Origin of the sequence: Nonomuraea sp. NPDC049750 (assembly GCF_040659625.1) — a bacterium.
Classification (GTDB): domain Bacteria; phylum Actinomycetota; class Actinomycetes; order Streptosporangiales; family Streptosporangiaceae; genus Nonomuraea.
This window is the reverse complement of the sequence record NZ_JBFANB010000001.1, coordinates 849,505-862,859: the sequence shown is the minus strand read 5'-3', so window position 1 is coordinate 862,859 and position 13,355 is coordinate 849,505. Positions and strand designations below refer to the sequence as shown.

The window sequence follows — 13,355 nt, the reverse complement described above, 5'->3', positions numbered from 1 at the left end:
ATTTGAACAGCGCAGCTGCGGCGGCGCGAACAGCGGACATAACACCAGGTGAGCACGCTGATACGCACCATCAATGGTCCGATAATAACGACACGTCATGGCACGGGACGCGAATGCACCTGTCCTTCTACAGATCGTCATCCATGTCTGTAAGTGTTGCGTTTCCTTCGGACGAGACGGATCATTTCGATCATGGGTTGTGTCGCCGCCCAGGGGGGTGAGTCCCACACCGTTTCGTGCTCAGGAAGGACGATTCATGATCCGTCGCGCACTGGTCGCAGCAGCCCTGGCCACCACTGCCCTCGTCGCCCTCCCCGCCGGCTCCGCGCAGGCCTCAGCCTGCCCGGAAAACTACCTCTGCATCACCACCTACTACTCCGACGCCACCCACTCCACCCAGATCGGACTGAGAGAGGAACTCTGCGACGGCACCCTGTACGTCTGGGGTGTGCGCAGCAACTACTCGGACTACTATCGGGGCCCCTGCTGAGCGGAACGGGAAACGCCGGGCAGTTCGTTTCCATTGATCCCGCCGAGACTCCGCCTTCGTGCTGACGAAGGATCGTTCATGATCTGTCGCGCCTCATCGCCCTAGCCTGGCCACCGCCGCCCTCGTCGCCCTCCCGACCGGTCCCGTGCAGGCCAGGGCGTCGCGGACCTATGAGCCGTTTCCCGGCAACTCTGCCGGGTCCCATCCGCTTTCCCGCATTCAGGAAGGACGATTCATGATCCGTCGCGTACTCGGCATTGCCACCTTGGCCGCCGCCGCCCTCGCTGTCATACCGACCACCGCACAAGCCGGCACGCTGGGTTTCCGCTGCCCGGCCGGCTACGAGTGCAACACGGCGTACTACTCCGACGCCGCGCACACCAACGTGGTCGGAGCCAAGACGGAATTCTGTGACGGTGAGGTCTCGAGCTGGGGCACCATCAGCCGCTACAGCGAATGGACCTCGAGCCCCTGCAACTGAGCGAAGACCTCCGGCGGGGGCGCGCACCGGCGGCCCCGCCGGATTTCCGTCCCGGCGAAGAGACGCCGGCACCAGCCCGCGTTGTGAGCTCGCTCACAATGTGTCACAGCCAAGCAGGGCATGCCGTCTTAGAGGGCATGACAAACGCGGAACAGACCTCGGTATTGATCACTGGTGCCAACAAGGGACTCGGCCTCGAGGCGGCCCGGCGGCTCGGCGAGCAGGGTTGGACAATCTTTCTCGGCTCGCGTGATGAAGGCCGCGGGCGGGCAGCCGCCGACAAGCTCATCGGCGGTGGCGCGAACGTCGTCATGGTCCCCCTGGACGTGACCTCGGACGAGTCGGTCACCGCCGCCGTACGGCTCGTCCGGGAGCACACCGATCGGCTGGATGTGCTGATCAACAACGCCGGCGCGCCAGGAAGGGCCATCGCGCCGGCCGACGCGACGGTCGACGAGATTCACTCCGTCTACGACACCAACGTGTACGGCCCGATCAGGGTCACGCAGGCGTTCCTGCCCTTGCTGCGGGCGGCCGATCATCCGCGGGTGGTGATGGTCTCCAGTGCTGTCGGTTCCTTCGCGGTCCAGACCGACCCGGAGCAGCCCTCCTCGAAGTTCCACGAGCTCGCCTACAGCTCGTCGAAAGCGGCGCTGAACATGATCACCGTCCGGTACGCCCAAGCCCTCCCAGAGATCAAGTTCAACATGGCCACTCCCGGAGAAGTCATCAATCGCACATTCGCCGCCACCGACATGAACCATCACACCGGGCAGCTGACGGTCACCGAGGGCACCGACTCGATCGTGAGACTCGCGACGATCGACGCCGACGGGCCGACCGGGATCTTCGTCGATCGCCTCGGCCCCATCGCCTGGTGATCGCCGCGCAACTGTGATGGACGGCCCTCGGATAACCTGCTGGACGTCGTGCGGAGGTGTCCACGTAGGAGAAGGCCAAGGAAATGAGCCGAGTGCCTGGATCAGCGGATGAGACGGGCGCGGTCGCGTACCGGCCGCTGCTGTTCTCCATCGCCTACGGGATGACCGGGTCGGTGGGCGACGCCGAGGACATCGTGCAGGACGCGTTCCTCGGCCTGACCCGGGCGCACCAGGCCGGAACCACGATCGCCGACCTGAAGGCGTACCTGACGACGACGGTGACGCGGCTGGGCATCGACTACCTGAGGTCGGCGCGGGTACGGCGGGAGACGTACGTCGGGGAGTGGCTGCCCGAGCCGGTCGTCGTGACCGCCGATGGGCCGGGGCCGGTCGAGCACGTCGAGCTGGCCGACTCGCTGTCAATGGCGTTCCTCGTGCTACTGGAGTCCCTTTCGCCGGTGGAGCGGGCGGTGTTCATGCTGCGCGAGGTGTTCGGGTACGGCTACCCGGACGTGGCCAAGGTGACCGGCAAGACCGAGGTGAACTGCCGGCAGATCTTCACCCGCGCCAGGCAGCGCATCGCCGCCGGGAGGCGCGGGCGCGACAGCGCGCCGCCCCCGGCGTCGCGCGAGAGCGTGCCGCCCCCGGCGCGGCGGGCGGAAGGCGAGAAGCTCGCCCGCAGGTTCTTCGAGGCCGCCGCGGGCGGCGACATGGACGCGCTGCTCGGCATGCTCGCGCCCGACGTCGTGTTCATCGGGGACGGTGGCGGCAAGGCGCAGGCGATCGGCAAGCCCGCGACCGAGCCCCGGCGCGTCGCGCAGCTGCTCGTCGGCGGCTTCCGCCGGGTCCAGATGCTCGGCGTCTCCTTCCGGCCGGCCTGGGTCAACGACCGGCCCGGCGCTGTGATGTACGACGCCGAAGGGCGCGTGGCCAGCGTGGTCGAACTCGACATCGCCGACGGCGTGGTCCAGGCGATCCACTCGGTGGCCAATCCCGACAAGCTCGGACACCTCGGACCGGTATCTGATGTGGCGCGACTGCCGGAGAAGAACTGATCTCGCGTCCGAGCGAGTGCCGAGCGCCGTAGATCCCGGTAAGCGCCGTAGATCCGGGCGAGTCGCAAGCGCGGTGGAACGCGGCGGGCTGGGCGCGTCGGGACAAATTGGGCATTGACGAAAAATTCTTACATGTTTTGATGGATCAAGTCGGAAAGTTTCACCGCCTCATCGGGGGACCCCCTGCAGAGCCCACCCCAAGGAGGACGCGCATGGTGCGCCGCCAGCCCACTGACCCCCCACCCATCGACTTGTACGCCTCCGTCCAAGGAGAGGTCTCCTGGTTCTGCTGCGGCACAGCCTGGGGACCGTGCAGCACCACCGGCAAGGGAGCCTGCGGCACCTGCAACTCGGGCAGCCTCCAGCACGCCTGGCCCAACACCTCCGACGCCTGCTTGGCCATCACCCACCCCGACACCTGCGGCGTCAGCCTCTCCCGGCGGACCTGCGGGTTCCAGCACAAGATCACGGCGCTGTGCAGCGGTACCAGCGTCGTCACCGCCATCGCCGACTGCGGCCCCCAGACGGACCTGTTCTGCGGTGAGAAGAGCTGCTGCGGCGCGACCTGCGCCGGCAACCGCCTGATCGACCTCACCCCGGCCGCCTACAGCAAGATCGCCAGCCTCTCCGCCGGCCTGAGGCCCTGCGAGATCTCGACCCCCTAGGGAGCTGACGATGACCAGTAGACGGCAAATGCTCAAGTCCGCCCTGCTCGGGGGCGGGGCCAGCGTGGTCGCCGCGACCGCGCTCGGCTCGCTCGGCCCCGAGGCGGCGTTCGCCACGGCCAGGGCGCCCGAAGTGGAGCCCGGCACCGTCGACCCCAACTTCGCCGAGGGCCGGATCCGCTCCATCAAGGACAACACGCTCCTCGTCCTGGGCTCGAACATGGTCTTCCACAACATCCGGGTCGTGGACGGCACGAGCCTCTGGAAGCTGGGGCCCGTCCCCTTCGACCAGGCCAAGCCGGGTGACGGCCTGTACGCCCGAGGCGTGCGGATGCCCGACGGGGTGCTCGCCGCCGAGTCGGTGTGGCTCAACATCGTCAACATCAAGGGCCACATCAAGAACATCACCAGCGACAAGATCCACCTCGACCACAACGGCCAAGAGGTCCTCTGCCACGTCGTGTCGGGCAAGTCGGTCGCCGTCCACTCCGAGTCACCGCCGTCCGCGGACCTGTCGATGCTGCGGGTGAGCCAGCACGTGCAGATCCTCGGCGCGTGGCGACCGGACACCAACGAGGTCGACATCGCCACCGTCTTCTCCCCCCACTAGGAGCGACACATGCAAGGGATCGCCGCGCTTCAGCCGTACGTGATCGCCCTCTTCCTCGTCTGGGCGGCCCTGATGAAACTGTTCAGCCGTCGAATGCGGGCGGAAGCCGGACGGACCGCACTGGCCCGGCTGGTCGGCTCGGCGCGCGCGGTCCCCACGCTCCGCCTCGTCGGGGTGGTGGAGCTCGCGGTGGCGGCCGCGCTGCTGCTGCCGCCCGCCACCCCTGAGGAGGGCGCGGCCGCCGCCGTGCTCTCGGCGGGGTTCCTCGCCTATCTCGCCTATGCGTACGCGGCCGCGCCCACGTCGTCGTGCGGCTGCCTGGGCGCGCACTCCCAGCCCGTGGACGTGCGCGCCTTCGCCCGCGCCGGGCTGCTGTGCGTCGCGGGCGTCGCGGCGATCTGGGCGGGGCCGTACCCGCTGGATCCCCCGCTCGTCGCACTGGGCCTGGTGGAGGTCGTCGCTCTGCTGGGCCTCTCGGCGGAGCTGGACCGCCTCTGGCTGAGCCCACTGCGCCAGCTCCTCGTACGGCTCCGCCGGCCGCTGGCCGTACGCTCACCGGGTGAGATCCCGCTGGAGGTCTCGCTGCACCTGCTCTACCTCAGCCCCGCGTACTGCTCGGCGTCCGCGCAGCTCACCTCGGACGTTCAGGACGTGTGGGACGAGGACGGCCTGCGGTTCGTGGTGTACGGGGCGCGCGAGCGGACGGCCGTCTTCTCCATCCCTCTTGCCGGAGCCGACCCGACGACCGTCCGCGTCGCGCTCACCTGATCAGGGCGTCTGACCGGGCTGATCGACGATCCCCGAGCCCAGTACGGACATGGAGCTGGTCTCGCCGGCCTGCTCGACCTTGATGCCCATGTAGTGGTAGTCCTCCGGGTCGAGGATGTACGTGCCCTTGCCCGCCTCGCCCAGGTCCAGGACGACGCCTATCCCCTTGCGACCGTCACCGTCCGAGATGTTCTCCTGGACGGTGACGTTCGGGATCTTCGCCAGGGCCCGGTACATCGCCGCCGCCTTCTCCGGCGGGATCATCGGCCCGAACTTCAGATACCACCCGATCGCCCCGAAGGCATTGACGTCCGGGAGCGAGCCTTCCGGGCAGGCGGGCTGGCAGATGGACATCGGATACCGCTCCTCCTTGAGCCCGCGGAAGTGCGCGAGCAGCTCGTCGGCGTCGGCGGGCAGAGCCTCCAGTTCCTGTGCGGTCTTGCCCGGGTTCGAGGGCCCCTTCTCTCCGTTTCCGATCTTCAGCTTGCCCTTGACCCGTACGGCGTCCTTCGCCCCGTCCATCCGGCTCCAGTGCTCGAAGTCCGGGAGGTCGCCACCCATGTGCTGTGACTCTTTGACGTAGAACCACTGGTCGGAGCGGATCTCGACGGCCTTGGTACGCGCGGCGACAAGGGCCGCGTTCTCCAGCAACCCGATCGGGTCGGGCTGCCGCACCTTGACCGGCTGCTCGGCGCCGCCGAGTTGGGTCACGGTCACCGCGGCGGCGGCCACACCACAGGCGACCAGGGCAAGGCCCCAGCGCGGGCGGAGCGCCGGCCACTTGCGAGGCGCCGGGGAGCGGCCCTGGATCACGGCGAGCAGCCGCTGCTCCTCGGCTCGCGCATCGGGCCGTCGCGGAACCTCATCGCGCAACCCGTTGAGGAGTTCGAGCTCGTTCATCGGTTAATTCCTTCGTTCGCGTCGGTTGGGTCGATGCCACCGAGCACCCGCCGTAGCTTGCTTCGAGCCCGATTCACCCGCGAACGCACCGTTCCCACCGGAACACCCAGCGCCTGAGCAGCCTGCTCGTACGTGAGCTCCGCCCACGTCACCAGCAGCAACGTGTCGCGGTGCCCCCGAGGGAGCCCGGCCAAGGCGCCCGCCAGGCGGCGTCGCACACCGTCGGCGGCCACCCGCTGATCGACCTCGTCCGTGAACGATTCGGTCACCGAGTCCACCCCCGTGCGGCTCAGTGCCCGATACAGGCTGATCTCGTGACGCCGGTGGCGCCCGATGAGATTCGTGGCGATGCCGTACAGCCATGGCCGCGCGTCGGCGCGCGTCAGGTCGTACTTCTCCCGGTGCTGGAACGCCCGCGCGAACGTCTCCGCCACGATGTCCTCGGCCGGATCCGGGCCCAGCCGCCTGATGACGTAGTGCTTCAGCGCCGGGGCGTGACGGGTGAACAGCGTGGTGAAGTGTTCGGGCTCATGCCGGGATCGGGCGATCACCGCGGCATCGTCGGCCGTCTCCACGGCCTCGGGCCAGGGTGGTGTGCCCGTCCGGCTCTCGTGTCGCATCTCGTGCCTCTCGGGTGTCTGTCATGACACGAGAAATTGCCACCAGGAGGCCACGCGGTTCCCGAAATATCGCCCACCGAGCCAAGCCGCGCGGCTGAGGCCGACGGCTTGAGGCGACGGGCGCCTATGCCGGTGCCAGGGCCTTGGAGCGATCGGCGATGAGGTGGACGGCGATGCCGGCGAGCACGGTGCCCATGAGGTACCGCTGGATCCGCAGCCAGAGCGGGCGGCCCGCCAGGAAGGCGGCCAGCGTGCCCGCCGACACCGCGATCAGGGCGTTGACCAGGGTGCCGATGAGGATCTGGACCGAGCCGAGCGCGAGGCTCTGCAGCAGCACGTGCCCCATGGCCGGGTCAATGAACTGCGGCAGCAGCGAGAGGTACAGGATCGCGATCTTCGGGTTCAGCAGGCAGGTGAGCAGGCCCATGGCGAAGAGCTTGCGCGGCGGCTCGATCGCCAGCTCGCGCGGCTCGAAGGCGGAGGTGCCGCCGGGCTTGACGGCGTTCCAGGCCAGCCAGAGCAGGTAGGCGGCGCCGGCGAGCTTGAGCACGGTGTAGGCGGCGGGTACGTACGCGAAGATCGCCGTCAGGCCCAGGCAGGTGGCCGTCAGATAGACGGTGAACCCGAGCGCCACCCCGATGAGGGAGATCAGGCCGGCCCGGCGGCCCTGGGTGATGGAGCGCGACACCAGATAGATCATGTTCGGCCCGGGGGTGAGAACCATGCCCAGCGACACCAACGCGATTCCCAGCAGACTACCCGTCATATGGGCAGATTAGCGGACATTGCGCCCGGCTACCCGTGAATACTCTGCGTAAGCGCACGGGTATGAGAGGTTCACCGGTGGCATCTATACGCCCCTTTCGGGAAGCTGTCATCCGAGCAGCACCCGAGAAGGGACCTCAGCGATGGACTTCAGGGACGACGCCAACCTCGATTCCTCACAGGTGGAGGACGTTGGCGGTAGTGGCGGTGGCGGGGGCGGTGGCGGGTTCCCGGGCGGCATGGTCATCGGTGGCGGCGGAATCGTCAGCCTGATCGTGCTCGTCATAGTCTTCGTCCTGAACAACCTGAGCGGCGGAACCGACCAGCCGGCGCAGCAGCGGCAGCCGTCCTCGAACCTGTCGCAGCAGTGCCGTACCGGCAAGGACGCCGACCAGTCGGAGAAATGCCGGGTCGTCGGCGTGGTCAACAGCATCCAGGACTACTGGAAGACCAAGATTTCCGACTATCGCCCGGCGAAGACCGTCCTGTACTCCGGCAGCCTGCGCACCGCCTGCGGCGCGGCCAGTTCGGCGGTCGGCCCCTTCTACTGCCCCGGCGACCAGCGCGTTTACCTGGACCTGAGCTTCTTCGACCAGTTGCAAAGCCAATTCGGCGCAAAAGGCGGCCCATTCGCACAGGCATATGTAATCGCCCACGAGTACGGGCATCACGCCCAGGACCTCCTAGGCGAGCTCTCCCAAGGCAACTCGGTGGCGACGGAGTTGCAGGCCGACTGCTACGCGGGTGTGTGGGCCAAGCACGCCGTCGAGACCGGCTTCTACGAAAAGCCGTTCACCACCGCGGAGATGGCCGAGGCGCTCGACGCGGCGGCGGCTGTCGGCGACGACCGGATCCAGCAGCGTACGCAGGGCAGGATCGACCCGGAGTCGTTCACGCACGGTAGCTCCGAGCAACGCGTCAACGCCCTGAATCGCGGTTACAAGATCGGCGACCCGGCCAAATGCGCGCAGGCCGATCTTGTATAACGGCGGCGTAGAACACGAGTAATCGGATTCTCTCCTAAAATCGTTGGGGTGATCTTTAAGCTCGTCGGTGACGGCCGTCCTTATCCCGACCATGGTCTGACGCCCAGAGAGTGGGCGCAGATCCCCCCACGGCAGGTCCGGCTCGACTCGTTGATCACCACGAAGGCCATGCTGGACCTGCATTCCCTGCTCGCCGCCGACTCCACGTTCTACGGCGACCTCTTCCCGCATGTGGTTCAGTGGGAGGGCGAGCTCTACCTGGAGGACGGGTTGCACCGGGCGCTCCGGGCGGCCCTGCACCAGCGATCGATCCTGCACGCCCGAGTCCTGGAGATGCCCCGCTGACGGACAAATGTCGGACCTGTCCGGCAGGATGCCTCCATGATCTTTTTTCAGCTGGTGATCGACTGCGCTGACCCCGGACGGCTGGCGCGCTTCTGGGCTGACGGCTTGCGTTATGAGCTGGAGGAGCCGCCGGGCAATTTCGACACCTGGCGAGACTACTGGCTGAGCATCGGCGTGCCGGAAGAGGAGCTCGGCGACGGAGACTGCTGCGACAGCATCGTCGATCCGGAGGGCGGGGGCCCGCGTATCTGGTTCCAGCAGGTGCCTGAGGGCAAGGTGGTTAAGAACCGCTTCCACCTCGACATCAAGGTGGGCGGCAAGCGGGAGGAGGTCCCGCTGGCGATCCGCAGAGAGCGCGTCGATGCCGAGGTGGCGCGGCTGGTCAGCGCGGGCGCCTCGGTCGTACGTGTGCTCGCCGAGCCCGGGATGGACCACTACGCGGTGGCGATGACGGACCCGGAGGGCAATGAGTTCGACGTCGTCTGAGGGGCCGTCTCAGAGGGTCATCTGAGAGGCCGTTCGGCTCAGAGGTCGGCTGAGAGTTGGTGCGATGGACGAGGCCGTGGCGCGAGCGAAGTTCCTGGCAGCACGCAGCGCCAGGTTGGCCACCGTGGACAAGCAAGGGGCGCCGCACCTGGTGCCCATCGTCTTCGCGGTGGCGGGCGACATGATCGCCTTCGCCGTGGACGACAAACCGAAGCGGACGACAGACCTCCGCAGGCTTCGGAACATCGCGAGCGACAACCGGGTGTGCGTCCTGGTCGACCACTACGCCGACGACTGGCGGCGCCTGTGGTGGGCCCGAGCCGACGGCACGGCCGCGCTCGTCGACGACGACACCACGCGCGGCCAGTGGCTCGACCGGCTGGCCGCACGCTACGACCAATACGCGGAGCGACGCCCCGCCGGCCCGGTGATCGCGATCACCGTCGAACGGTGGAGCGGCTGGGCCTACGACGAGTAGGAGGGACGATGTCCGACGGCCGCCTTCGGCTCGGCGCCTGCCTGTCCCTGTCAGGCGAGTACGCGAGATTCGGCAGGCAGGCCGGACTCGCCCTGGACATCTGGCGGTCCACAACCGGCGCGGCAGACCTGCTCATCGAGGACGACGGCAGCGATCCCGACCGGCTGGCCGCCCTCCTCCCCAGGTTGTCGGCGGAGTGCGACCTCCTGCTCGGCCCCTACTCGACCATCCTCATGCGAAGAGCGGGAACCGTCGCCGCGACCCTGGATCGCCTGATCTGGAACCACGGCGGATCAGGCGATGACGTGGAAACCGCCCACCCGGGCCACGTCGTGTCCGTGCCGACGCCGACGAGCCGCTACGCGGAGCCCTTCGTCCGGCACCTCGCCGCCCGCGAGGATCCCCACCCGCTCCTGATCGTCCCCGGCAAGGGCCGTTTCGGCCGTCAGGTCGCCGACGGCGCCGAGCGCCTGGCGCGCGCCCTCGGGATACCCACCATCCGCCGCCGCCCGAGCACACCGGAGGGCTACACCGGCTCGCTCGGAGAGGACTGGGACCTCTTCTGCGCCGACTCCTGCGAGGAGGGTTGGGATCTCTTCTGCGCCGGCTCGTTCGAGGAAGATGTGGAAGCGGTCACGTCGGCCAGATCACTGCCGACGCCTCCGCGGACCGTCTGCGCCGTGGCCGCGGGCGTTCGCGAGTTCGGCCAGGCCGTCGAGGAGCCCCTGGGCATCTACGGTGTCGGGCAGTGGTTCCCGGGGAGCGGCGGTCATGTCGAGTTGTCCATGAGCGAGGACGACTTCCTGAGCGCCTACCGGAAACGCTCCGGGTCACTCCCCGACTATCCAGCAGCCCAGGCCGCGGCCGCTGCCGCGATCGCGACACACTGTGCCCGGCAGGCGGCCGGCACCACACGTGAGGCGCTGTGGGATACCGCCGTAGCACTGGAGACGACCACCATGTTCGGCGCCTTCAACGTGGATCCCCGCACAGGCGCCCAGATCGGGCACCAGACGGCACTCACCAGATGGGGCGCCGAAGGCCCCGCCATCGTGACATCAAGGCTGCGCGGCCCTGCCACCCCGCCATTGTGACGTCGAGGCCCTGCCATCGTGACGTCAAGCTCCCGCCACCCAAGATCCCGCCGTAGCAAAGTCCTCGCTCGGCAAGGCCTCAGCCGGAAGTCAGCTCTGCGGCCGCTCACCCAAGGCCTCAGCCCAGCCCATGTCCTCATAGGTGACCTGCAGTTTCGGTGTCGATTGCCCTTGTTCGCGGAACTCGTAGCAGAGCAACTCCGCCGTCTCGTCGTCCACGATCAATCGAGCCTCCCCCGCAGCGTCCCCATTCCCTGCTGAGGTCCGCGCCAGGGCGACCCCGGTGCGCCCCAGCGAATCGGTGACCTCTCCCAGCGACTTGATCGCGGGCTGCTCGGCAAGCAGCCGGTAGAGGGCGGAGCGAGTCCCAGGGCTGATCGGACCAGCCAGCAGGTCCTGCGCCGCCGACCACACGTATTCGGTGAACTCCGGCTTGGCGGGCCACCAGTCGCTTGCGGACTCCTCGTCGAACAGCCGCCGCAACCGGCTCTCCAGCCTGTCCTTGCTGGTCGGCAGCTTGAGCAGTTGCCGGACTGTGAAGTTGTGGTTGCCGATCGGAAAATGGAGTTCCATGTCGTAGTCGTTGGTCGACGGCTTCTCATCGGCCAGGGCGGGCGAGCCCAGCCGCTTCCACCTCGCCTCGTCCGCCGAGGTAGCGAAGGCGACCTTCGGGTCCTGACCCGTCACGGTTCGGCTGGGCGCGCCTTTGTCGCTCGCGTACCAGCTGTCCTGGGTACTCGCCACGGTCGCCGAGAAGGGGATCTTCTGCCGTTGCGGCTTTTTGAGTTTCTTCCCGAAGTAATACGCCGGCTGGGAGGTGCGTTGACGGGTGTACCAGTAGGGGCCCGACGTGGCCGGCTCGCGGGCGGCGGTCTCGGCTGCGGCCAGCAGGACGGACCGAGCGTCCAGGGATTGTGTACGGGGGGAATGCGAGGACCGTGAACCCTCCCCGGAGGGCGGCGCACTGGCAACCGAGGGCAGGCCGGCCGGGACGACTCCGCCGCTGCCCAGAACCACGACAACGGCTGCCGAGGCAAGGGCCGTTCCGGCGATGGCGCCCACCACGGCACGGGTCCGCCTGGCCCGGCGTCCCCGGCGTACCAGAGCCGACACCGGCGCGGGCGTGACCGGTTCACGCTGAGCGAGAGTCCGCAACGCCTGTGCGAACTCTTCATGATCATCGTTCATCGCGCTGCCTCCTGGTTGTCCCGCAGAGCAGTGCGCAGCCGCGCCATCGCTCTGGAGTGCTGACTCTTGACTGTGCCGACCGTGCAGCCGAGGGACGCCGCGACCGCTTTCTCCGTCAAGTCCTCGTAGTGCCGGAGCACGACGATGGCGCGCTGCCTGCGCGGCAGGGAGAGCAGCGCGCGGCGTAAATCCTCGTGCGGCTCGTACGGCCCGGACCGAGGATCGGCGTGATCAGGCGGGTCGGCAGTGGGCAGTTCCCGTTGACGTCGCCGCCACCAGCTGACGTTTCCATTGACCAGCATGCGGCGCAGATAGGCGTGCGGATCGGTGGGACCTACACGTCGCCACCGCACGTACAGCCGCACCAGGCAGTCCTGAAGCAGTTCCTCGCCCCGGTGGCGGTCGCCGGTGAGCAGAATGGCGACGGCCATGTGCCGGTTCCAGGCCGCCTCGGCGAAGGCGGCGTACGCGGCGTCTTCCGTTGGATCACTCACATGGCCTCAACGCGGAGGTGCCGGAAAAAGGTTGGCAGAAGGCCAGAATTGTTTCCACGCTAGTACCGGCCGGGGCCGCCGACGTACATGGGGAGCAGGGTGCCCACGTCATGTCCCCCGACAAGAAGACATACTCCGTCACCTGCACCTGAGAGGAGCCGACGGTGGCCCTTAAGTGGACCGCGCTGTCCCCCGCCGACATGCCGGCGATCGCCGATCTCGCGCGGCGGTGCGTGGCGCACGACGGCGGGCTCCAGGCGACCGCGTCCCTGTCCTTCCTGGAGCGCAGGTACGCGGCGGGGACGGCGGTGGGCGCGTTCGCCGACGGCCGCCTGGTGGCCTGCGGGGCCGTGCGCCCCGTGGGTGACGCGTCGGCGGCGACCGGTCTGGTCGACCCGGGGCATCGGGGGCAAGGGCTGGGGTCGGGCCTGCTGGACCGGCTGATCGGGGAGGCGCGGCCGGTCCGGCTGATCGGGGAGGCGCGGCCGGTCCGGCTGGAGAGCGAGTCGGTGACCCCGGAGGCCCACGCGCTGTTTCTCTCGCGCGGGCTCCGGCAGACGTTCGCCGAGGACGTCTACCGCCGCGACCTGAGCCGACCGCTGCCGCCGGGGCCGGAGCCAGAGCTGGAGCTGGAACTGGAGGTCCTGGAATGGTCGCGGGACACCGAAGGGGCCTTCTACGAGGCCTACTCCGCGTCCTTCGCCGACCGTCCCGGCTTCCCCGGCTGGTCGCGGGAGGAGTGGGTGGACTGGCTGGTCGACGACGAGTTCCTGCCCGAGTGTTCGCTGGTGGCACGCGGAACGGGCGGGACCGCCGGCTTCGTGGCGTGCGCGGAAGGCTTCCTGATCCAGGTCGGCGCCGTGCCCGGGTGGCGGCGGCGCGGGCTCGCGCGGGCACTGGCGGTCGCCGCGCTCGGCCGCATGCGTACACGGGACACGACGGAGGTCTTCCTGGACGTCAACGTCAACAACCCGGCCTCGGCCGCCCTCTTCCGCGGCCTCGGATTCGAGGTGATCGCCCGCCGGGCCCGTTACGAACCGGTGGACTGA

General features: G+C 68.4%; 18 protein-coding genes. 13 read left to right on the top strand and 5 right to left on the bottom strand.

Translation table 11 applies throughout. The annotated features are described in order from the left end of the window. The first annotated feature begins 256 nt into the window (after positions 1-256). The 7 genes from AB0J16_RS04200 to AB0J16_RS04170 all read left to right on the top strand — a co-directional run bounded on the left by AB0J16_RS04200 (position 257) and on the right by AB0J16_RS04170 (position 4,950). On the top strand, positions 257-490 hold the full coding sequence (locus tag AB0J16_RS04200) for a DUF6289 family protein (protein WP_358534465.1): 234 nt from the start codon (positions 257-259) through the stop codon (positions 488-490). 235 nt (positions 491-725) lie between these two features. Next, positions 726-971: a DUF6289 family protein gene (locus AB0J16_RS04195; protein ID WP_358534463.1), complete on the top strand. Its 246-nt coding sequence runs from the start codon at positions 726-728 to the stop codon at positions 969-971. 137 nt (positions 972-1,108) lie between these two features. After that, positions 1,109-1,852, top strand: coding sequence for an SDR family oxidoreductase (locus tag AB0J16_RS04190; RefSeq protein ID WP_358534461.1), 744 nt, complete (start codon positions 1,109-1,111; stop codon positions 1,850-1,852). Between the two features lie 83 nt (positions 1,853-1,935). Next, entirely contained in the window at positions 1,936-2,907 is a 972-nt protein-coding gene (sigJ, locus tag AB0J16_RS04185; RefSeq protein ID WP_358534459.1) for an RNA polymerase sigma factor SigJ, read from the top strand. Positions 2,908-3,119: 212 nt separating this feature from the next. Then, positions 3,120-3,572, top strand: a complete 453-nt coding sequence (locus tag AB0J16_RS04180) for a hypothetical protein (protein ID WP_358534457.1) — start codon at positions 3,120-3,122, stop codon at positions 3,570-3,572. Between the two features lie 10 nt (positions 3,573-3,582). Beyond that, positions 3,583-4,182 carry a cell wall protein gene (locus AB0J16_RS04175; protein WP_357655210.1) on the top strand — a complete coding sequence of 200 codons (600 nt, stop codon included), beginning with the start codon at positions 3,583-3,585 and terminating at the stop codon, positions 4,180-4,182. 9 nt (positions 4,183-4,191) lie between these two features. Further along, entirely contained in the window at positions 4,192-4,950 is a 759-nt protein-coding gene (locus AB0J16_RS04170; protein WP_358534455.1) for a MauE/DoxX family redox-associated membrane protein, read from the top strand. Here the strand turns inward: AB0J16_RS04170 and AB0J16_RS04165 are convergent, their stop codons facing one another. The 3 genes from AB0J16_RS04165 to AB0J16_RS04155 all read right to left on the bottom strand — a co-directional run bounded on the left by AB0J16_RS04165 (position 4,951) and on the right by AB0J16_RS04155 (position 7,236). Then, a complete protein-coding gene (locus tag AB0J16_RS04165; protein ID WP_358534453.1) occupies positions 4,951-5,850 on the bottom strand; it encodes a CU044_5270 family protein in 900 nt (299 codons plus the stop codon). Next, a complete protein-coding gene (locus tag AB0J16_RS04160; protein WP_358534451.1) occupies positions 5,847-6,470 on the bottom strand; it encodes an RNA polymerase sigma factor in 624 nt (207 codons plus the stop codon). The genes AB0J16_RS04165 and AB0J16_RS04160 overlap by 4 nt, the downstream gene beginning before the upstream one ends. 124 nt (positions 6,471-6,594) lie before the next feature. Beyond that, positions 6,595-7,236 carry a LysE family translocator gene (locus tag AB0J16_RS04155; RefSeq protein ID WP_358534449.1) on the bottom strand — a complete coding sequence of 214 codons (642 nt, stop codon included), beginning with the start codon at positions 7,234-7,236 and terminating at the stop codon, positions 6,595-6,597. 142 nt (positions 7,237-7,378) lie between these two features. Between AB0J16_RS04155 and AB0J16_RS04150 the strand changes: the two genes are divergently transcribed. The 5 genes from AB0J16_RS04150 to AB0J16_RS04130 all read left to right on the top strand — a co-directional run bounded on the left by AB0J16_RS04150 (position 7,379) and on the right by AB0J16_RS04130 (position 10,624). Beyond that, positions 7,379-8,221 (top strand): neutral zinc metallopeptidase, encoded by an 843-nt coding sequence (locus AB0J16_RS04150; protein ID WP_358534447.1) that lies wholly within the window; start codon positions 7,379-7,381, stop codon positions 8,219-8,221. A gap of 48 nt (positions 8,222-8,269) precedes the next feature. Beyond that, positions 8,270-8,566, top strand: coding sequence for a type II toxin-antitoxin system VapB family antitoxin (locus AB0J16_RS04145; protein ID WP_357937951.1), 297 nt, complete (start codon positions 8,270-8,272; stop codon positions 8,564-8,566). Between the two features lie 36 nt (positions 8,567-8,602). Then, the gene (locus AB0J16_RS04140; RefSeq protein ID WP_358534445.1) at positions 8,603-9,052 is read left to right on the top strand and encodes a VOC family protein; all 450 of its coding nucleotides are present in this window, start codon (positions 8,603-8,605) and stop codon (positions 9,050-9,052) included. 64 nt (positions 9,053-9,116) lie between these two features. Continuing rightward, the gene (locus AB0J16_RS04135; RefSeq protein WP_358534443.1) at positions 9,117-9,530 is read left to right on the top strand and encodes a TIGR03668 family PPOX class F420-dependent oxidoreductase; all 414 of its coding nucleotides are present in this window, start codon (positions 9,117-9,119) and stop codon (positions 9,528-9,530) included. An 8-nt stretch (positions 9,531-9,538) separates the two neighbouring features. Then, on the top strand, positions 9,539-10,624 hold the full coding sequence (locus AB0J16_RS04130; protein WP_358534441.1) for an ABC transporter substrate-binding protein: 1,086 nt from the start codon (positions 9,539-9,541) through the stop codon (positions 10,622-10,624). 90 nt (positions 10,625-10,714) lie between these two features. On the opposite strand, the gene AB0J16_RS04125 is transcribed toward AB0J16_RS04130, so the two are convergent. Continuing rightward, a complete protein-coding gene (locus AB0J16_RS04125) occupies positions 10,715-11,812 on the bottom strand; it encodes a CU044_5270 family protein (RefSeq protein ID WP_358534439.1) in 1,098 nt (365 codons plus the stop codon). Then, positions 11,809-12,306 (bottom strand): SigE family RNA polymerase sigma factor, encoded by a 498-nt coding sequence (locus AB0J16_RS04120; RefSeq protein ID WP_358534437.1) that lies wholly within the window; start codon positions 12,304-12,306, stop codon positions 11,809-11,811. The genes AB0J16_RS04125 and AB0J16_RS04120 overlap by 4 nt, the downstream gene beginning before the upstream one ends. Before the next feature lie 164 nt (positions 12,307-12,470). Between AB0J16_RS04120 and AB0J16_RS04115 the strand changes: the two genes are divergently transcribed. Next, complete coding sequence (locus tag AB0J16_RS04115) at positions 12,471-13,355, top strand: GNAT family N-acetyltransferase (protein ID WP_358534435.1); 885 nt, start codon at positions 12,471-12,473, stop codon at positions 13,353-13,355.